Here is a 19542-nt window from a genome sequence, read left to right as displayed (position 1 = left end):
TGCATCCTTCCCACGATCCGGGTCCTGGACACCGGACGGGCGTCCGGCGTCTAGACGGTCTCGGCCGCCCGGCGCTCCAGTTCCTCCCACACCTTCCGCACCTGCGGCTCCAGCGCGTCGAGCGGGCCGTCGTTGTCGATCACGAGGTCCGCGATCTCCAGCCGGGCCGCCCGGGTCGCCTGCGCCGCCATCCGGGCCTTCGCCTCCTCCTCGGCCATGCCCCGGAGCCGTACCAGCCGGTCGAGCTGGGTCTCGGGCGAGGCGTCGACGACGACCACGAGGTCGTAGAGGGGCGCGAGGCCGTTCTCGGTGAGCAGGGGTACGTCGTGGATCACCACGTCCCCGGGGCCCGCGGCGCTCTCCAGCTCGGCCGACCGGGCGCCGACCAGCGGGTGCACGATGGCGTTGAGCGTGGCCAGCCGCTCCGGGTCGGTGAAGACGATGGAGCCGAGTTTCGGCCGGTCGAGGGTGCCGTCCTCGGTGAGGACGGACTCCCCGAAGGCGGCCACGACCGCCGCGAGCCCCTCGGTGCCCGGTTCGACCACCTCGCGGGCGATCCGGTCCGCGTCGATCAGCACGGCCCCGTACGAGACGAACAGCCGCGACACCTCACTCTTGCCGGCGCCGATGCCGCCGGTCAGGCCAATCTTCAGCATGAGCGGCAGCTTAGGCCCCCGGCTCCGCGCCCCTGGGAGGCGCCCTCCCTAGGAGTCGCCCTCCCGCTCGGCGAGGAAGCGCTCGAACTCGCGGCCCAGCTCGTCGGCCGAGGGCAGGTCGACGGGCTCGGCGACCAGGCTGCCGCGGGTCTCCGCGCCGGCCACCGCGTCGTACTGGTGTTCAAGGCCCTGGACCAGGGCGACCAGCTCCTCGTCCCCGGCGCCGATCTGGCGGTCGATCTCCGTCTGGGTGCGGCGGGCCTCGGTGCGCAGCGCGTGGGCGACGCCCGGGAGGACGAGTCCGGTGGCGGCTGTGACGGCCTCCAGGACGGTGAGCGCCGCGTCCGGGTACGGGGAGCGGGCCACGTAGTGCGGCACGTGGGCGGCGACCCCGAGGGTGTCGAAGCCGGCCTCGGAGAGCCGGAACTCGATGAGGGACTGGGCGCTGCCGGGCACCTGGGCCTCGTCGAAGGGGCTGCGGTGGCCGGGCATGAGGTCGGTGCGGTTGCCGTGCGGGGTGAGGCCGACGGGCCGGGTGTGCGGCACGCCCATGGGGATGCCGTGGAAGTTGACGGCGAGCCGTACGCCGAGTCGTTCGACGATCTGGGCGACGGCGGCGGCGAAGCGCTCCCACTCGACGTCCGGCTCGGGGCCGGAGAGGAAGAGGAAGGGGGCGCCGGTGGCGTCCTGGACGAGGCGGACCTCGATGGCCGGGGTGTCGTACCCGGCCCAGCGGTCGCGCTTGAAGGTCAGCAGCGGGCGGCGGGCCCGGTAGTCCACCAGCCGGTCGTGGTCGAAGCGGGCGACGACCTGGTGGGGCAGGGTGTCGAGCACGCGCTCGACGATCTGCTCGCCGGCCTCTCCCGCGTCGATGTAGCCGTCGAAGTGGTACAGCATGACCAGCCCGGTCGACTCCTGTGCCAGGGCCAGGTCGACCACGGCCAGGCCCTTGGCGTCCCATTCGTACAAATCCTGGGGATCAAGCACGGTTACCGCTCCTCCTCGCGTCTCCCGGAAGAACGCCCCGGAGCGCAAGGTCATTCCCGCCAGGGCTCGTTCGGGCCGATGTGGCGGAAAAACGACCGGGGCCCGCTCCCCCGGGAGGGAGCGGGCCCCGGTGCGGTGCTAGCGACTAGCGCCGCTCAGCGGTGAGCCTGTTCAGCTCTGGCCGCCGGCGAGCTTCTCGCGGAGGGCGGCGAGGGCCTCGTCCGACGCCAGGGCGCCGGCCGAGTCGTCCGACTCCGAGGAGTAGGAGCCACCCGAGATGCCCGCACCGGCGTTGCCGGCGGCCGGGGCGGCAGCGCCCTCGGCAGCGGCGGCCTCGTCGGCCTCGCGGGACTTGATGACCTGGGCCTGGTGCTGCTCGAAGCGCGCCTGCGCCTCGGCGTACTGGGCCTCCCAGGCCTCGCGCTGGGTCTCGTAGCCCTCGAGCCAGTCGTTGGTCTCGGGGTCGAAGCCCTCGGGGTAGATGTAGTTGCCCTGGTCGTCGTAGGACGCGGCCATGCCGTACAGGGTCGGGTCGAACTCGACCGACGCCGGGTCGGCACCGAAGGACTCGTTGGCCTGCTTCAGGGACAGCGAGATCCGGCGACGCTCGAGGTCGATGTCGATGACCTTGACGAAGATCTCGTCGTTGACCTGGACGACCTGCTCCGGGATCTCCACGTGGCGCTCGGCCAGCTCGGAGATGTGGACCAGACCCTCGATGCCCTCGTCGACGCGGACGAACGCACCGAACGGAACCAGCTTGGTGACCTTGCCGGGGACGACCTGGCCGATCTGGTGCGTGCGGGCGAACTGCTGCCACGGGTCCTCCTGCGTCGCCTTCAGCGACAGGGAGACACGCTCGCGGTCCATGTCCACGTCGAGAACCTCGACGGTGACCTCCTGGCCGACCTCGACGACCTCGGACGGGTGGTCGATGTGCTTCCAGGACAGCTCGGAGACGTGGACGAGACCGTCGACGCCACCCAGGTCCACGAAGGCACCGAAGTTGACGATCGAGGAGACGACGCCGGAGCGGACCTGACCCTTCTGGAGGGTCGTGAGGAAGGTCTGGCGGACCTCGGACTGGGTCTGCTCCAGCCAGGCACGGCGGGACAGGACCACGTTGTTGCGGTTCTTGTCCAGCTCGATGATCTTCGCCTCGAGCTCCTTGCCCACGTAGGGCTGGAGGTCGCGGACACGACGCATCTCGACCAGGGAGGCCGGGAGGAAGCCGCGGAGGCCGATGTCGAGGATGAGACCACCCTTGACGACCTCGATGACGGTACCGGTGACGATGCCGTCCTCTTCCTTGATCTTCTCGATGGTGCCCCAGGCACGCTCGTACTGGGCGCGCTTCTTCGAGAGGATCAGGCGGCCTTCCTTGTCCTCCTTCTGGAGAACAAGGGCCTCGATCTCGTCGCCGACCTTGACGACCTCGTTCGGGTCGACGTCGTGCTTGATCGAGAGCTCGCGGCTCGGGATGACACCTTCGGTCTTGTAACCGATGTCGAGCAGGACCTCGTCCCGGTCGACCTTCACGATGACGCCGTCGACGATGTCGCCGTCGTTGAAGTACTTGATCGTCTCGTCGATCGCGGCGAGGAAGGCTTCCTCGTTACCGATGTCGTTGACCGCAACCTGCGGGGTGGTGGCGGTGGTCTCGGTGCTGCTCGTCATGTGGGAAAGGGCTCCGGTTACGGACAGAAAGTCGTAGGTACTGCTACGCCGAGAGCCCGTATCGCACTGAAGAAGCCGGACAGCTGATGAAGCACCTTCCGGAGACCGGGGGCGCCTCGAAAACCGAGGGGACTGCAACAGGTGCGAGCGCGGCCTGCTCCGTCTGAGGCGCGCAGGCCCGCAGCGCAACCTTTAGCATACGGGGGCGGCCGGACAGGGTCAATGCGCGAAGCGCGCAGCCGGGACGGAAGTGCGCGAACCCGGCACAACTCGTGTCCGTCCGCGGGCCATCGGCGGGCCTCCGCCGTTCCGCGGCACTGAGCGCAAACTACATCGACGGGCGAGATGAACCAAGAGTACGAACAGGACGACCGCTTCGAGACGGACGACGACGAGGCGGTGGCGACCCGGCGTGACGCCGGCGACGCGGAGAGCAGCCGGGCGAGCCGGGGCTGGTGGGACCGGAACGCCGACGAGTACCAGACCGACCACGGCGCCTTCCTCGGCGACGACCGGTTCGTGTGGGGTCCGGAGGGGCTCGACGAGGCGGAGGCCGGACTGCTCGGGCCGGCGGAGGGGCTGAAGGGGCTCGACGTCCTGGAGATCGGCGCCGGCGCCGCGCAGTGCTCCCGATGGCTGGCGGCCCGGGGGGCCAGGCCGGTGGCGCTCGACCTCTCGCACCGGCAGCTCCAGCACGCCCTGCGGATCGGCGGGGAGGTGCCGCTGGTCGAGGCGGACGCGGGGGCGCTGCCCTTCCGCGACGGCTCCTTCGACCTCGCGTGCTCGGCGTACGGGGCGGTGCCGTTCGTCGCCGATCCGGTGCGGGTCTTCCGGGAGGTGCGCCGGGTACTGCGGCCGGGCGGGCGCTGGGTGTTCTCGGTGACCCACCCGATCCGCTGGGCGTTCCCGGACGAGCCGGGGCCGGAGGGCCTGTCGGTCGCCGCGTCCTACTTCGACCGCACGCCCTACGTCGAGCAGGACGAGCGGGGCCGGGCGGTGTACGTGGAGCACCACCGGACGCTCGGCGACCGGGTGCGGGACGTGGTGGCGGGCGGCTTCCGGCTGGTGGACCTGGTCGAGCCGGAGTGGCCGGAGTGGAACAGTCAGGAGTGGGGCGGCTGGTCCCCGCTGCGGGGGAACCTGATCCCGGGCACGGCGATCTTCGTGTGCGAGCGCGACGACTGACCGGGCGAGGACCACCCCGAAACGGATAGTCGTACTTATGGGCGGGCCTGTGGACAACCGGGCCCGCCTTTTTTCTTTCGCGTACGAGACTGAGTGCGTGATCCGAAACGACGTACTCGATCTGCTTCCCGTCCGCCATGCCGTTCCCGAGCTGCTGGCCGCGCTCGAAGGGCGCGGCACGGCGGTGCTGCACGCGCCGCCCGGGACCGGCAAGACCACGCTGGTGCCGCTGGCGCTCGCGGGGCTGATAGGGGACGGGCCGGGGCGGCGGGTGCTGGTGGCCGAGCCGCGCCGGATGGCGGTGCGGGCGGCGGCCGGGCGGATGGCCTGGCTGCTGGGCGAGGACGTCGGCGGCACGGTCGGCTTCGCGGTGCGCGGGGAGCGGCGGGCGGGGCCTTCGACGCGGATCGAGGTGGTGACGACCGGTCTGCTGCTCCAGCGGCTCCAGCGGGATCCGGAGCTCGCGGGGGTGGACGCGGTGCTGCTCGACGAGTGCCACGAGCGGCATCTGGACGCCGACACGGCCCTCGCGTTCCTGGTGGACGTGCGGGCCGCGCTGCGGCCCGAGCTGGGGGTCGTCGCGGCCTCGGCGACCAGTGACGCGGAGGCCTGGGCCCGGCTGCTGACCTCCCAGGAGGGCGGCGGGCCCGCGCCGGTGGTGCGCAGCGAGGGTGAGGGGCACGGGTTCACGGTGGTCCACGCGCCGCCGCCGGCGGGGATCCGGCCGGCGCACGGCACCTGGGTGGATCCGGCGCTGCTGCGGCACGTGGCGGCGACGGTGCGGGAGGCGCTGGCGCGGCACGAGGGCGACGTCCTCTGTTTCCTGCCGGGCACCGGGGAGATCGCGCGCACGGCGGGGCTGCTCGGCGGGGTGGACGCCGAGGTGCTCCAGTTGCACGGGCGGGCGTCGGCGTCGGTGCAGGACGCGGTGCTGCGGGGTGCGGGGCCCGGTGGGCGGCGGCGGGTGGTGCTGTCGACGTCGGTGGCGGAGTCGAGCCTCACGGTGCCGGGGGTGCGGGTCGTGGTGGACGCGGGGCTCGCCCGGGAGCCGCGGATGGACCATGCGCGGGGCCTGGGGTCCCTGGCGACGGTGCCGGTGTCGGCCGCGGCGGCGACGCAGCGGGCGGGGCGCTCGGGGCGTGAGGCGCCGGGGACGGTGTACCGGTGCTGGTCGGAGGCGGAGGAGAGCGGACGGGCGCGGTTCCCGGCGCCGGAGATCCGGATCGCCGACCTGGCGGGCTTCGCGCTGCGGGCCGCCTGCTGGGGCGATCCGACGGCGGAGGGCCTGGCGCTGCTCGACGCGCCGCCGGCCGGGGCGCTGGCGGCGGCGCGTTCGGTGCTCGGGGCGATCGGGGCGGTGGACGGGGCGGGGAAGGCGACCGGGCGCGGGGTGCGGATGGCGCGGCTCGGGGTGCATCCGCGGCTCGGGCGGGCGCTGCTCGACGGGTCGGCCGAGGTGGGCGCTCGGCGGGCGGCCGAGGTGGTGGCGCTGCTGAGCGAGGAGCCGCCTCGTGAGTACGGGGACGATCTGGCGGCGGCCTGGCGGGAGGCCCGTCGGGGCGGGGACGCGTACGGGGCGCGGTGGCGGGCGGAGGTGCGGCGGCTTGAGCGGGCGGCGGCCTCGGAGGGGGAGGGCGGTGCCGGGAAGGGGGGTGTGGCCGGGGAGGACGCGGTGGCGGGGGTGGTGACGGCGCTGGCGTTCCCGGAGCGGGTGGCGCGGGCGCGGGAGAGCGGCGGGCATCTGATGGTGTCCGGGAGCGGGGCGCGGCTCGCGGAGGGGTCGGGGCTGCGGTCGGCGCCGTGGCTGGCGGTGGCGGTGGCGGACCGGACGGCCCGGGACGCGACGGCGCGGGTGCGGCTCGCGGCGGTGGTGGACGAGGCCGTGGCGCGGCGGGCGGCGGGCCATCTGCTCCGGTCGGGCGAGGAGGTGCGCTGGGAGGACGGCGACGTGGTGGCGCGGTCGGTGGAGCGGCTCGGGGCGGTGGAGCTGACGGTACGGCCGCTGGGGGCGGGGGCGGATCCGGCGCTGGTGCGGGAGGCGCTCCTCGACGGCCTGCGGCGGGAGGGGACGGGGTTGCTGCGGTGGGGGCGGGAGGCGGTGGAGCTGCGGGAGCGGCTGGCGTTCCTGCACGGGGCGGTCGGCGGCGGGTGGCCGGACGTGGCGGAGGAGGCGCTGGTGGAGCGGGCCGAGGAGTGGCTGGAGCCGGAGCTGTCGCGGGCGGCGCGGCGGGCGGATCTGGGGCGGATCGACGCCGGGGAGGCGCTGCGGCGGCTGCTGCCGTGGGCCTCGGGTGAGGCGGGGCGCCTTGACGAGCTGGCGCCGGAGCGGATCGAGGTGCCGAGCGGTTCGCGGATCCGGGTGGCGTACGGGGAGGGGCGGCCGGTGCTCGCGGTGAAGCTCCAGGAGATGTTCGGGCTCGCCGAGACCCCTCGGGTGGCGGGGGTGCCGGTCCTCGTCCATCTGCTCTCCCCCGCCGGGCGGCCGGCGGCCGTGACCGCCGATCTGGCCTCGTTCTGGCGGGACGGCTACCGGGAGGTGCGGGCGGAGCTGCGGGGGCGGTACCCCAGGCATCCGTGGCCGGAGGACCCTTCGGCGGCGGTGGCGACCCGGCACACGAGCGCGCGGCTCAGACGGGAGGGGTGACCGGCGCGGGGGCGGTCCTCGGGTCCGGCTTCCGGGCCGGCTTCCGGGCCGGCTTCCGGGCGGCGCCGCAGGCGGGGCGGCGGGAGCGGTGCTCCAGCCAGAGCGCGAGGGCGAACAGGAGGAGGGCGAGGAGGGTGAAGGTCCAGGGGAGCCGGGAGACGAGGAGGAGGACGGTGGTGCGGTTGGCGGAGACCAGCTCGACGGTGTCGGCGATGTAGTCCTCGCGCATCTTCACGTGGCCGTCGAAGACGGTGAGGGTGTCGGTGCCCATGAGGGCCTTGGCGCCGCGGAGCTCCTCCTTGTGGATCTCCTCGCCGTTGACGGGGGCGCCGGTGACGGGCTCGACCCAGAACATGCGCTTCGTGGTGTACCAGCGGGTGAGGCCGGTGGAGGCGATGAGCTCGGGGGTGATGCCGTCGACGGGCATGGTCTTGGGCATCGGGACCTGGGTCCAGGGGATGGTCTGCTCGTAGTAGTAGACCTCCAGGCCGCGGAAGGTGCGGGTGCCCGCGTAGTGGATGGGGGCGGCGGTGCGGGTCTGGGCGTCGAAGTAGAGGTAGTCGCGCTTCTCCGTGAGGAAGGGCCATTTGAACTCGATGCCCTCGCGTTTGACCGGGTCGCCGTCGACCGACTCGCCGGGGGCGTTCACCGGGTCCTGGGTGTGGGCGTCAAAGATGTACCGCTCGGGGATCTTGGACACCATCTCGCCGTCGGGTCCCATGAAGTAGGAGAGGGAGTCCCAGACCACGACGTCGCGGTCGGTGCCGGCCTCGATCCGCTTCGACTCCTCGACGTTGCCCTTGAGGGTCTGGACGATCGTGATCTTCTCGACCTCGCGGGACTTCAGGGTGCCGTAGTCGAGGAGGGTGGCGGGGCGGGCCTCCAGGACCACCTCCTGGTACTGGTTCGGCGGGACCTTGGCCAGCCGGGGGAAGGCGTACCAGCGCAGGGTGGGGGCCATGGCGGCGAAGAGGACGGCGAAGGAGAGGAGGACGAGGCTGGCTCGGCGGCGCACGGGGGCTCCCTACTTCTTGGGGCCGGGGTCGGCGGTGAGCAGGGGTCTGGGCGAGGTGGGGCCGTCGGGCGGCAGATCGACGAGGGAGACGAGCAGGACGAAGAGCAGTACGGGCACGAGTCCGATCGCCGCGGCGACGAGGGCGCGCATGTCGGCCTCCCGGCAAGTGATCTGATGGGTCGTCAGGGCGTGGGCACCGTAGCAACGCGGCCGTGAGATGAGAACAGCTCGCGGCGGGGCGAACCGAAACGCGCGCCGCCCCCGGCGTCCCGGGAGGGGACGGCGGGGGCGGCGCGGAGGAAGGAGTGCGGGTCAGGCGGAGGGCGAGGCGCTCGCGGAGGGCGAGGTGGTGGAGGACGGGGACGTCGACGGGGAGGTCGACGGAGACGTCGACGGGGACGTGGAGGTGGTCGGCTCCGGGTCCTCGGTCGGCTCCTCGGTCGGGTCCGGGGACGACGGCGGCGTGGTGGGCGTGGGGGCCGGGGCGGTGACGGTGAGCGTCAGCTTCGCGGTGCCGCCGCCGGGGGCGGTGAGCAGCAGGATGTAGCTGCCGGCCTTCTCGCCCGCCACGAGGCCCTTGACGACCAGGCGGCCCTGGGCGTCGGTCTTCAGGACCTGGGTGCGGATCGGGTTGCCCGCGGCGTCCTCGCCGAAGGACGGGCCGTCGGCGCTCTGCTCGGCGGAGTCGGCCGCGTCGGTGACGACGGCGGTGACGGTCACCCCCGGGGCGAGGGCGTCGGCGAGACGGGACTCGACGGTGACGTCGGCGTAGCCGGCGCCGGTCTCGGCCGTCAGGGCGGTGTCGCCGATCCGGGTGAGGGCGTCGGCCTTGCGGACCTCGACGGTCGCCTTCAGCTCGGCGGCCGGCAGGGAGGGGCGTCCGGGGACGGTGGCGCGGACCGTGAAGGACGCGGCCTTCTCGCCGGCGCGCAGGGCGGGCGCCGTGGCGACGCCCCGCGCGTCCGAGGTGACGGTGACCGTGGTGGCGCCGGCGGGGAAGCGGGCGTCGGTGGTGGCGGGGAGCACGAAGCGGACGCTGACGCCGGCGACCGGGCGGCCGGAGGCGTCCACGGCGGTGACGGACGCGGCCTGGGCGAAGGGCCCTTCGGTGACCGCGGTGAGGGTCGCCGTGCCGGCCTTGAGGCGGGAGACCCTGAGGGTCGGCGGGACCTCGACGGGCGTGCCGACGTCCGGCCGGCTCGGGTCCGCGGTCGGCGGCTTGGTCTGCTCCGCGGGCTTCGACGGCGGGGTCGTGGCCGGGTCGGTGGGCTTCGGCGACGGCCTGTCCTGCGACGGGCGCGGCGACGGCGAGACCGGCGAGCTCGGCGAGACGGGGAAGGGGGAGCGGCCGGAGTCCGGGCGGTCGCTGCGGTCGACCGGGAGCCGGCCCGTGCCGTCCGGGACGGTGTGGGCGCCGCGCCCGTAGTACTCGAACCAGTGGAGGACGGTGGTCAGGTACTCCCTGGAGCGGTTGTAGCTGAGGATCGCCCGGTCGAGGTCGGCCTTGATCGCCAGGTTCCGGCCGCCGGCACACAGGTACATGCCCGCGGCCTGGGCGGCGTCGTAGACGTTCTGGGGGTCCTTCTTCCCGTCGCCGTTGGCGTCCTGGCCCCAGACGGCCCAGGTGGACGGGATGAACTGCATGGGGCCGACGGCCCGGTCGTGGGTGGAGTCGCCGTCGAAGGCGCCGTGGTCGGTGTCCTTGATGAGGGCGAAGCCGTTGCCGTCGAGGGCCGGGCCGAGGATCGGGGTGAGGGTGGTGCCGTTGCCGTCGACACGGCCGCCGCTCGCCTGGCCGGACTCGACCTTGCCTATGCCGGCGAGGAGCTGCCAGGGCAGGTTGCAGGAGGGGTCGGAGGCGCGGATCGAGGCCTCGGCGCGCCGGTAGGCGGCGAGGACGGTCGCGGGTATGCCGGCCTCGGCGGGGCCGGTGACGATCGGCACCTGGGGTCCGGTGGGCGCCACTCCGGGCACCTTCGGGGGGTTCAGCGGCGGCAGGTCGGTGAAGTAGGGCGAGTCGCCGGTCGCCGAGCCGCCGGCGTCCCCGCCGCCGGGCGGGGTCGTGGCGTCGCCTGCGCCGATGGCGGTGTCGCCGCTGAGGTTGTCGGTCGGCGGCGGGATCGCCCCCGGGCCCTGCGAGGCGGCCAGCGCCGCGACCGCGGCGGCGACGATCGCGCCGCTCGTGGCTCCCCTGCGCAGGCGGCGGCCGAATTGCGCTGCCATTCCGGAACTCCCTCCCCATTCGACTGCGGCCGCACGCTCCCCGCGCGCGGCCTCAGGCGACCCTATGCGATGTCCCTAGCACACAACACCTCGGCCTGACCGTGTTTCACGCTTTCGTCACCCCTTGGCCTCCCGGCGGCCGGACACGGAGGTCCGCACTCCGGAGAACGGAACGCGTGAGGCGGGTGAGGCCCGTGGGGCGTGCGGGAACCGGCCGGGCCGTCCGGTACCTCTTGCACTCGGGCCGATCATCCGTACGACCGGGAGGTGCTCCGTGCCCTTCACCCTGAGCCACGCCGCCGCCGTCCTGCCGGGGCTGCGGTGGGACGGGACCGCGCGGGGTCCGCTCGTCGCCTCCGCCCTCGTCGCCGGCAGCTTCTCCCCCGACCTCACCTACTTCGCGGCGACGGTGGTGCCCGGGGCGATGGCCTTCGGGGACGTGACCCACTCCCCCGTCGGGGTCCTCACCGTCGACGTGCTGATCACCGCCGCCCTGGTGGGGCTGTGGCTGACGGTCCGTGAGCCGCTGGTGGGGCTGCTGCCGGGGCGGTGGCGCGGCCCGGTGTACGGGGTGGTGCGCGGCCGGCCGTGGCGGGAGCGGAGGCCGGCCGGGCTCGTCGCCTGGTTCGTCGTCTCGGCGGTGCTCGGCGCGGTCACGCACGTGGTGTGGGACGCCTTCACCCACCTCGACCGGTGGGGGACGCGGGCGGTCCCCGTCCTGGCGGAGGTGGTGGCCGGCTTCCCGGTCTACCTGTACGCGCAGTACGGCGGTTCGGCGCTGGCGCTCGCCCTCCTCGTCCGGTTCACGGCCCGGGCGCTGCGGTCGGTGCCGGCCGGAGCGGAGGCGCCCGTGCCGGTGCCGGGGCGGCGGGAGCGGCGGGCGGCGCTGCTGCTGATGGGGGCGTGTGTGCTCGCCGGGGTCGCGCACCGGGTGCTGCGCTGGGCGGCGTACTGGGGCTGGGGCCGGATCGAGACCCCGCTCGACATCATCCCGACCGCCTGTTTCGGGGCGGGCGCGGGGCTCGTCGCGGGGCTGCTGCTGTACGGGACGGCGGCCCGGCTGCGGGGAGCGAGCCCGGCCCCGGCCCCGGGCGGCCCTGTCCCGACCCCTGTCCCGACCCCGGCCCCGGGCCCTGTCCCGGCTCCTGCCCCCGGTCCGGGCGCGGGAACGGAGGGAGAGCCGGCGGGCCGTACGGCGCGCTCCCGTCCGGGCGTTCGCTGATCCCGGAGGCAGGGGTGCGGCGGCGGTGCCGGAGAGGTGGCGGTGGCGCACACGCCGGTGGCCGCACCCCTCGGGGAGGCGCGGCCACCGATGGAGCGGTACGGGATCAGTGCGCGGCGGAGTCCCAGTCCGGGCCGACGCCGACGGAGACGTCGAGCGGGGCGCGGAGGTCGGCGGCGGCCGACATCTGCTCGCGGACCAGGGCCTCGACGCGCTCGCGCTCGCCGGGGGCGATCTCCAGGACGATTTCGTCGTGGACCTGGAGGAGCATCCGGGAGGCGAGGCCGGCCTCGGTGAGGGCCTGGTCGACCTTGAGCATGGCGACCTTGACGATGTCGGCGGCGGTGCCCTGGATGGGGGCGTTGAGCGCCATCCGCTCGGCGGCCTCGCGGCGCTGGCGGTTGTCGCTGTTGAGGTCCGGGAGGTAGCGGCGGCGGCCGAGCATGGTCTCGGTGTAGCCGGTGGCGCGGGCCTCGTCGACGACCCGGCGCAGATAGTCCCGCACCCCGCCGAAGCGCTCGAAGTAGGTGTCCATCAGGCCGCGGGCCTCGCCCGGGTCGATGTTCAGCTGCTGGGAGAGGCCGAAGGCGGAGAGGCCGTAGGCGAGGCCGTACGACATGGCCTTGATCTTGCGGCGCATCTCGGCGTCGACCTCGGACCGCTCGACGCCGAAGACCTGGGAGGCGACGGTGGTGTGGAGGTCCTCGCCGGAGGTGAAGGCGTCGATGAGGCCCTCGTCCTCGGAGAGGTGGGCCATGACGCGCAGTTCGATCTGGCTGTAGTCGGCGGTCATGAGGGACTCGAAGCCCTCGCCGACGACGAAGCCGTGCCGGATGGCGCGGCCCTCGTCCGTCCGCACCGGCACGTTCTGCAGGTTGGGGTCGGTGGAGGAGAGGCGGCCGGTGGCGGCGACGGTCTGGCTGAACGTGGTGTGGATCCGGCCGTCGGCGGCGACGGTCTTGATCAGGCCCTCGACGGTGGAGCGGAGCCGGGCCTGCTCGCGGTGGCGGAGCATGATCACCGGCAGTTCGTGCTCGGTCTGGCCGGCCAGCCAGGCGAGCGCGTCGGCGTCCGTCGTGTACCCGGTCTTGGTCTTCTTGGTCTTCGGGAGGTTGAGCTCGCCGAAGAAGACCTCCTGGAGCTGCTTGGGCGAGCCGAGGTTGAACTCGTGGCCGACGGAGGCATGGGCCTCCTTGACGGCCTGCTGCACGGCCCCGGCGAACTGCTGCTCCATGGCCTCCAGGTGGTCGCGGTCGGCGGCGATGCCGTGCCGCTCCAGGCGGGCGAGGAGGACGGAGGTGGGCAGCTCGACGTCGTACAGCAGCGCGCGGGCGCCGACCTCGTCGAGCTTGGACTCGAAGGCGGCCCCGAGGTCGAGGACGGCGCGGGCCTGGGTCATCAGGGCCTCGGCCTCGGCGTGGTCCTCGGCGCCGAAGGCGAGCTGGCCCTCGGTGGCGGCGGCCGGGGCGAGCTCGCGGCCGAGGTACTCCAGGGAGAGGGCGTCCAGGGCGAAGGAGCGGCGACCGGGCTTGACCAGGTAGGCGGCGAGCGCGGTGTCCATGGTGACGCCGGCGACGCTCCAGCCGTGCTCGGGGAAGACCCGCATCGCGCCCTTGGCGTTGTGCAGGACCTTGGGGCGCTCCGGGTCGGCGATCCAGGCGGCCCAGGCCCGCTCGTCGGCCTCGTCGAGCTCGCTGGGGTCGAACCAGGCGGCCTCGCCGCCGGCGCCGGCCAGGGCGATCTCGGCGACGGAGCCGGTTCCGAGGGCCCAGCTGTCGACGGTGGCGACGCCGAGGGGCTGCTCGCCGTGGGCGGCCAGCCAGGGGGCGAGCTCGCCGGAGCCCAGGACGGTGAAGTCGAGTTCGACACCGGGGGCGGGGGCCGGCTCGGCCTCCTCGGCGGAGCCGGGGTCGACGGCGAGGAGCCGCTCGCGCAGCGAGGGGTTGCGGATCTCCAGGGTGTCGAGGACCAGGGCGACGGCCTTGCGGTCGTACGGCTCGCGGGCGAGGTCGGCGACGGTCTTCGGCAGCTCGACGTCCCGGACCATCTCGGTGAGGACGCGGTTGAGCTTGACGGACTCCAGGTGGTCCCGGAAGTTCTGCCCGGCCTTGCCCTTGACCTCCTCGGCGCGCTCGACCAGCTCGGCGAAGGAGCCGAACTGATTGATCCACTTGGCGGCGGTCTTCTCGCCGACGCCGGGGATGCCGGGGAGGTTGTCGGACGGGTCGCCGCGCAGGGCGGCGAAGTCCGGGTACTGGGAGGGGGTGAGGCCGTACTTCTCCTGGACCTTCTCCGGGGTGAAGCGGGTCAGCTCGGAGACGCCCTTGGTGGGGTAGAGCACGGTGGTGTGGTCGGTGACGAGCTGGAAGGAGTCCCGGTCGCCGGTGACAATGAGGACCTCGAAGCCCGCGGCCTCCGCCTGGGTGGCGAGGGTGGCGATGATGTCGTCGGCCTCGAAGCCGTCGACGGCGAACCGGGGAGCGTTCATGGCGTCGAGGAGCTCGCCGATCAGCTCGACCTGGCCCTTGAACTCGTCGGGGGTCTTGGAGCGGTTCGCCTTGTACTCGGGGAACTCCTCGGACCGCCAGGTCTTGCGGGACACGTCGAAGGCGACGGCGAAGTGCGTGGGCGCCTCGTCGCGCAGGGTGTTCGCCAGCATCGACGCGAAGCCGTAGATCGCGTTCGTCGGCTGCCCGGTCACGGTGGTGAAGTTCTCCGCGGGCAGCGCGAAGAACGCCCGGTACGCGAGCGAGTGCCCGTCCATGAGGAGCAGGCGGGGGCGGGTGTCTGCGGGGTTCTTCGATGCTGTCTCGGCCACACGACGATCCTGCCACGGACCACCGACAATCCCGTCCACACCGGCGGGGGTGCCGGGCTGTCGGTGCCGCGTGACAGGATCGGAGACGTACGCCGCAGCTTTGATCGCTCAAGGGAGAGCGCGATGGTCAGCAAGCCGCCGGCCGGTGACCCGGTCCAGGACGCACCGCAGGTCACGCCGCCGCAGCACGCCGCCGCCGGTCTGCCCGCGATCGGGCACACCCTGCGGATCGCCCAGGAGCAGATGGGTGCCGTGCGCACCGCGCGCACCCTCCTCAAGGTCAACCAGAAGGACGGTTTCGACTGTCCGGGCTGCGCCTGGCCCGAGGGCGACAAGCGGCACCTCGCGGAGTTCTGCGAGAACGGCGCGAAGGCGGTCGCCGAGGAGGCGACGCTGCGGCGGGTGACGCCGGAGTTCTTCGCCGCGCACCCGGTGGCGGAGCTGGCGGAGAAGAGCGGCTACTGGCTGGGGCAGCAGGGCCGGATCACCCAGCCCATGTACCTGCCGGAGGGCGCCGACCGCTACGAGCCGGTGACCTGGGAGCGGGCCTTCGCGATCCTCGCGGAGGAGCTGACCGCGCTCTCCTCCCCCGACGAGGCGCTCTTCTACACCTCGGGCCGGACCAGCAACGAGGCCGCGTTCCTGCTGCAGCTGTTCGCCCGCGAGTTCGGCACCAACAACCTCCCGGACTGCTCGAACATGTGCCACGAGTCCTCGGGCTCGGCGCTGACCGAGACGATCGGCATCGGCAAGGGCAGCGTCTCCCTGGAGGACCTGCACCGGGCGGACCTGATCGTCGTGGCGGGGCAGAACCCGGGCACGAACCATCCGCGGATGCTGTCGGCCCTGGAGAAGGCGAAGGCGGCCGGGGCGCGGATCATCTCGGTGAACCCGCTGCCGGAGGCCGGCCTGGAGCGGTTCAAGAACCCGCAGACCCCGCAGGGCATGCTCCGGGGCGCGGCGCTCACCGACCTCTTCCTCCAGATCCGGATCGGCGGCGACCAGGCCCTCTTCCGGCTCCTCAACAAGCTGGTCCTGGAGACCCCCGGGGCGGTCGACGAGGAGTTCGTACGGGAGCACACCCACGGCTTCGAGGAGTTCGCGGCGGCGGCCGGGGAGGCCGACTGGGAGGAGACCCTGGCGGCGACCGGGCTGTCCCGCGCGGAGATCGAGCGGGCCCTGGAGATGGTGCTGGCCTCGGAGCGGACGATCGTCTGCTGGGCGATGGGCCTGACCCAGCACAAGCACTCGGTGCCGACCATCCGCGAGGTGGTCAATCTGCTGCTGCTCCGGGGGAACATCGGGCGGCCCGGCGCGGGCGTGTGTCCGGTGCGCGGGCATTCGAACGTGCAGGGCGACCGGACGATGGGCATCTTCGAGCGCCCGGCGCCGGCCTTCCTGGACGCGCTGGACAAGGAGTTCGGGATCGTCTCGCCGCGCCACCACGGCTTCGACGTGGTGCGCTCCATCCAGGCGCTGCGGGACGGCGAGGCGAAGGTCTTCTTCGCGATGGGCGGGAACTTCGTCGGCGCGACCCCGGACACCGAGGTCACCGAGGCGGCGATGCGCAGGGCCCGGCTGACCGTGCACGTGTCGACGAAGCTGAACCGTTCGCACGCGGTGACGGGCCGGCGGGCGCTGATCCTGCCGACACTGGGCCGCACGGACAGGGACGTGCAGAGGAGCGGGCGCCAGTTCGTGACGGTCGAGGACTCGATGGGGCTGGTGCACGCCTCGCGCGGCAACCTGCCGCCGGCGAGCCCGCACCTCCTCTCCGAGCCGGCGATCGTGGCCCGGATGGCGCGGGCGGTGCTCGGCGAGGCGTCGCGGACGCCGTGGGAGGAGTTCGAGGCGGACTACGCGGCGGTACGGGACCGGATCGCGCGCGTGGTGCCCGGCTTCGAGGGCTTCAACGCGCGGCTCGCGGCGAATCCCGGCGGTTTCGCGCTGCCGCACGCGCCCCGGGACGAGCGGCGCTTCCCGACGAAGACCGGCAGGGCGAACTTCACGGCGGCACCGGTGGAGTACCCGAGGGTGCCGGAGGGCCGGCTGCTGCTGCAGACGCTCCGCTCGCACGACCAGTACAACACCACGATCTACGGCCTGGACGACCGCTACCGGGGCATCCGGGGCGGCCGCCGGGTGGTCCTCGTGCACCCCGAGGACGCGGCGGCGCTCGGCCTCGCCGACGGGGCGTACGCGGACCTGGTGAGCGAGTGGACGGACGGCAGCGAGCGGCGGGCGCCCGGTTTCCGGGTGGTGCACTACCCGACGGCCCGGGGCTGCGCGGCGGCCTACTACCCGGAGACGAACGTGCTGGTGCCGCTGGAGTCGACGGCCGACATCAGCAACACCCCCGCGAGCAAGTCCGTGATCGTGCGTCTGGAAGAATCGCCGCAGCCGCCCGCCTAAGCGCTTGCTCAGCGAGCCGGGCGGCGGGACGATCAGCCGTACGAAGACGAACGGAGCCGGGCCATGGGTGAGCAGCAGCACGTGAAGTTCCCGCAGGAGGTCATCGACGAGTACGCCGCGCTCGGCGTGGATCTGCCGGCGCTGTTCTCGGCGGGGCACCTGGGGAACCGGATGGGCGTCCAGATCCTGGAGGCCTCGGCGGAGAAGGTCGTCGGCACGATGCCGGTGGAGGGCAACACCCAGCCGTACGGGCTGCTGCACGGCGGCGCCTCGGCGGTGCTCGCGGAGACCCTCGGCTCGGTCGGCTCGATGCTGCACGGCGGCTCGTCGAAGATCGCGGTGGGCGTGGACCTGAACTGCACGCACCACCGGGGCGCGCGCAGCGGTCTGGTGACCGGCGTGGCGACCCCGGTGCACCGCGGGCGGTCGACGGCGACGTACGAGATCGTCATCAGCGACGAGGAGGGGCGCCGGGTCTGCTCGGCCCGCCTCACCTGCATGCTCCGGGAGATCGGTCCGCTGGACGCGGGCAACCTTCCGCAGGAGGGGAAGCTCGCCGGCGCCTGAGCCCGGGCCGGCCGGGTGGCCGGTCGTCGGCCGGTCGTCGGCCGGTTTCGTCGAAGGGGGCGGTACGCGGAGCGCGTACCGCCCCCTTCGGCATGTCCGTGACGGATCCGGGCACTTCACGGGAGACCGCGGACCCATGGCCCACCCGCGCCGACTCCCGCCCATGGTCACCCTCCGCGCCCCAACTCCTTTGCGCGAGTGCATCTTTCACGCCAGCCACTCCCAACCCCCCTTCCTCGTAGATACGTTCGAGAGGGGCGGGTTCCAGCCGCCGGGAGAGTAACCGACCGACCTTTCGGGAGGCCGCTTTCGTCACTCTGAGTGAGAGTCGACGGGAGATGCCGAAGGGGGGCCGAGGCTTGACATCCGTCCGCTCAGTTCGGGCACCGTGTCCGATATCCGGAGAGCCACCAAACCTCCACGTCAGCACCAAGATTCCCTCAAGCCCCTTAGCGGAACTGCACGTTCTCACGATGTGAACACCGCGCTACGGATCGCAATGCCCGGATTTGGCCTGACCTCTCAGCCTCACTCCACCCGTCGGCATAACAAGACAGTCACATCCTTCCCTCGCCGCTCCCCGACCCTCCCCACCTGCGCTTAGAGTCACCGCCAGTCACCGCGCCACTGGAGCGTGACCTCTTGCACGGCCACGTACCACCACGCAGTACGGCCCGGCATTCACCTCCGGCACCTCTTGCTCCGCAGCTCCACGGCACCGCCTCAGCAGAGGGGGCCGCGCCTGGGAAAGGACCCTTCGTGCGAAACCGTTCGTTGCTCATACTCACCACCGCGGTCACCGCGGGAGCGCTCACCCTCACCGCCTGCGGTTCCCGTGACGACAAGGGCGGCGACAGCTCGGGCGAGGGCGGCGGCGTCACCGTCACCATCGGTCTGGACTCTCCGCTCACCGGCGAACTCTCGGCCCTCGGCCTCGGCATCAAGAACTCGGCCGACCTCGCGGTCAAGACGGCCAACAAGAAGGAGTACGTCAAGGGCGTCACCTTCAAGCTCGTCGCCCTGGACGACCAGGCCCAGCCCTCCGCCGGCCAGCAGAACGCCACCAAGCTGGTCGCCGACAAGACCGTCCTCGGCGTGGTCGGCCCGCTGAACTCCGGCGTCGCCGAGTCGATGCAGAAGGTCTTCGACGACGCGAAGCTGGCGCAGGTCTCCCCGGCCAACACCAACCCGGCGCTCTCCCAGGGCCCGAACTGGGCCTCCGGCGACAAGAAGCGCGGCTACAAGTCGTACTTCCGTACCGCCACCACGGACGCCATCCAGGGCCCGTTCGCCGCGCAGTACGTCTTCAACGACGCCAAGAAGACCAAGGCGTTCATCATCGACGACAAGAAGACCTACGGCGCCGGCCTCGCGGGCACCTTCAAGGGCGAGTGGGAGAAGCTCGGCGGCAAGGTCGTCGGCACCCAGCACATCGACCCGGAGACCAAGGACTTCTCCGCGGTCGCCACCCAGGTGAAGAGCTCCGGCGCGGACGTCGTCTACTACGGTGGCGAGTACCCGGCCGCCGGCCCGCTGGCCAAGCAGATCAAGGAGGCCGGCGCCAAGGTCACCGTCGTCGGCGGTGACGCGCTCTTCAGCCCCGAGTACGTCAAGCTGGCGGGTGCCACCGCGGCCGAGGGCGACTTCGCCACCTCCGTCGGCGCCCCGATCGAGACCCTCGACTCCGCCAAGGAGTTCCTGGCCAACTACAAGGCCGAGAACTACAAGGAGGCCTTCGAGGCCTACGGCGGCTACTCCTACGACTCGACCTGGTCGATCATCGAGGCCGTGAAGAAGGTCGTCGACGGCAACGGCGGCAAGCTCCCCGAGGACGCCCGCGCCAAGGTCGTCGAGGCCCTGCAGGGCGTCTCCTTCGACGGTGTGACCGGCAAGGTCGCCTTCGACGAGTTCGGTGACACCACCAACAAGCAGCTGACCGTCTACCAGGTCAAGAACGGCGCCCACGCGCCGGTCAAGTCCGACACCTTCGGCGAGTGACCTTCGGCGGCTGACCCTCAGCTCCACCCCACTCAGCACCACCCAGCACCACTCAGCACCACCTTTCACCGCGCGGGGGGCCGCACACCACAGGCACCCCGCGCGGTGTCATATCCGTCGAAAGTCTCGGAGGACAAT

At 72.7% G+C, this 19542-nt stretch carries 13 protein-coding genes; 6 read left to right on the top strand and 7 right to left on the bottom strand.

Annotation, left to right across the window (positions count from 1 at the left end):
• Positions 1-50 precede the first annotated feature (50 nt).
• From coaE to rpsA, 3 genes are all read right to left on the bottom strand, one after another.
• On the bottom strand, positions 51-656 hold the full coding sequence (gene coaE / locus HHL19_RS05075) for a dephospho-CoA kinase (RefSeq protein ID WP_169085868.1): 606 nt from the start codon (positions 654-656) through the stop codon (positions 51-53).
• 48 nt (positions 657-704) lie between these two features.
• Positions 705-1643, bottom strand: a complete 939-nt coding sequence (locus tag HHL19_RS05070; RefSeq protein WP_169085867.1) for a PAC2 family protein — start codon at positions 1641-1643, stop codon at positions 705-707.
• 171 nt (positions 1644-1814) lie between these two features.
• Positions 1815-3320, bottom strand: a complete 1506-nt coding sequence (rpsA, locus tag HHL19_RS05065) for a 30S ribosomal protein S1 (protein WP_031002689.1) — start codon at positions 3318-3320, stop codon at positions 1815-1817.
• Between the two features lie 345 nt (positions 3321-3665).
• On the opposite strand from rpsA, the gene HHL19_RS05060 reads away from it, so the two are divergent.
• Together HHL19_RS05060 and hrpB are read left to right on the top strand one after the other, a co-directional pair.
• Positions 3666-4505, top strand: a complete 840-nt coding sequence (locus tag HHL19_RS05060; protein ID WP_169085866.1) for a class I SAM-dependent methyltransferase — start codon at positions 3666-3668, stop codon at positions 4503-4505.
• Between the two features lie 97 nt (positions 4506-4602).
• Positions 4603-7149: an ATP-dependent helicase HrpB gene (gene hrpB / locus HHL19_RS05055; RefSeq protein WP_169085865.1), complete on the top strand. Its 2547-nt coding sequence runs from the start codon at positions 4603-4605 to the stop codon at positions 7147-7149.
• Here the strand turns inward: hrpB and HHL19_RS05050 are convergent.
• From HHL19_RS05050 to HHL19_RS05040, 3 genes are all read right to left on the bottom strand, one after another.
• Positions 7133-8164, bottom strand: coding sequence for a DUF3068 domain-containing protein (locus HHL19_RS05050; RefSeq protein WP_169085864.1), 1032 nt, complete (start codon positions 8162-8164; stop codon positions 7133-7135). The two genes, hrpB and HHL19_RS05050, sit on opposite strands and share 17 nt — an antisense overlap.
• A 9-nt stretch (positions 8165-8173) precedes the next feature.
• Positions 8174-8314, bottom strand: a complete 141-nt coding sequence (locus HHL19_RS05045) for an SPW_0924 family protein (RefSeq protein ID WP_107063131.1) — start codon at positions 8312-8314, stop codon at positions 8174-8176.
• 162 nt (positions 8315-8476) lie between these two features.
• The gene (locus tag HHL19_RS05040) at positions 8477-10387 is read right to left on the bottom strand and encodes a lytic murein transglycosylase (RefSeq protein WP_169085861.1); all 1911 of its coding nucleotides are present in this window, start codon (positions 10385-10387) and stop codon (positions 8477-8479) included.
• Positions 10388-10661: 274 nt separating this feature from the next.
• Here HHL19_RS05040 and HHL19_RS05035 point away from each other — a divergent pair, with 274 nt between their 5' ends.
• Entirely contained in the window at positions 10662-11609 is a 948-nt protein-coding gene (locus tag HHL19_RS05035) for a DUF4184 family protein (protein ID WP_169085859.1), read from the top strand.
• Between the two features lie 106 nt (positions 11610-11715).
• On the opposite strand, the gene polA is transcribed toward HHL19_RS05035, so the two are convergent.
• The gene (gene polA, locus HHL19_RS05030; RefSeq protein ID WP_169085857.1) at positions 11716-14427 is read right to left on the bottom strand and encodes a DNA polymerase I; all 2712 of its coding nucleotides are present in this window, start codon (positions 14425-14427) and stop codon (positions 11716-11718) included.
• Between the two features lie 123 nt (positions 14428-14550).
• Here polA and HHL19_RS05025 point away from each other — a divergent pair, with 123 nt between their 5' ends.
• The 3 genes from HHL19_RS05025 (at position 14551) to HHL19_RS05015 (ending at position 19404) form a co-directional block, all read left to right on the top strand.
• Positions 14551-16839: an FdhF/YdeP family oxidoreductase gene (locus HHL19_RS05025; protein WP_169085855.1), complete on the top strand. Its 2289-nt coding sequence runs from the start codon at positions 14551-14553 to the stop codon at positions 16837-16839.
• A 63-nt stretch (positions 16840-16902) separates the two neighbouring features.
• On the top strand, positions 16903-17406 hold the full coding sequence (locus HHL19_RS05020; RefSeq protein ID WP_169085853.1) for a hotdog fold thioesterase: 504 nt from the start codon (positions 16903-16905) through the stop codon (positions 17404-17406).
• 759 nt (positions 17407-18165) lie between these two features.
• A complete protein-coding gene (locus HHL19_RS05015; RefSeq protein ID WP_169085851.1) occupies positions 18166-19404 on the top strand; it encodes a branched-chain amino acid ABC transporter substrate-binding protein in 1239 nt (412 codons plus the stop codon).
• Positions 19405-19542 lie beyond the last annotated feature (138 nt).

The sequence above is a fragment of the Streptomyces sp. R302 genome (assembly GCF_012927245.1).
In the GTDB taxonomy this organism is placed as follows: domain Bacteria; phylum Actinomycetota; class Actinomycetes; order Streptomycetales; family Streptomycetaceae; genus Streptomyces.
Note: the sequence above shows the minus strand (reverse complement) of the source record. Positions and strands in the feature narration are given on the sequence as shown.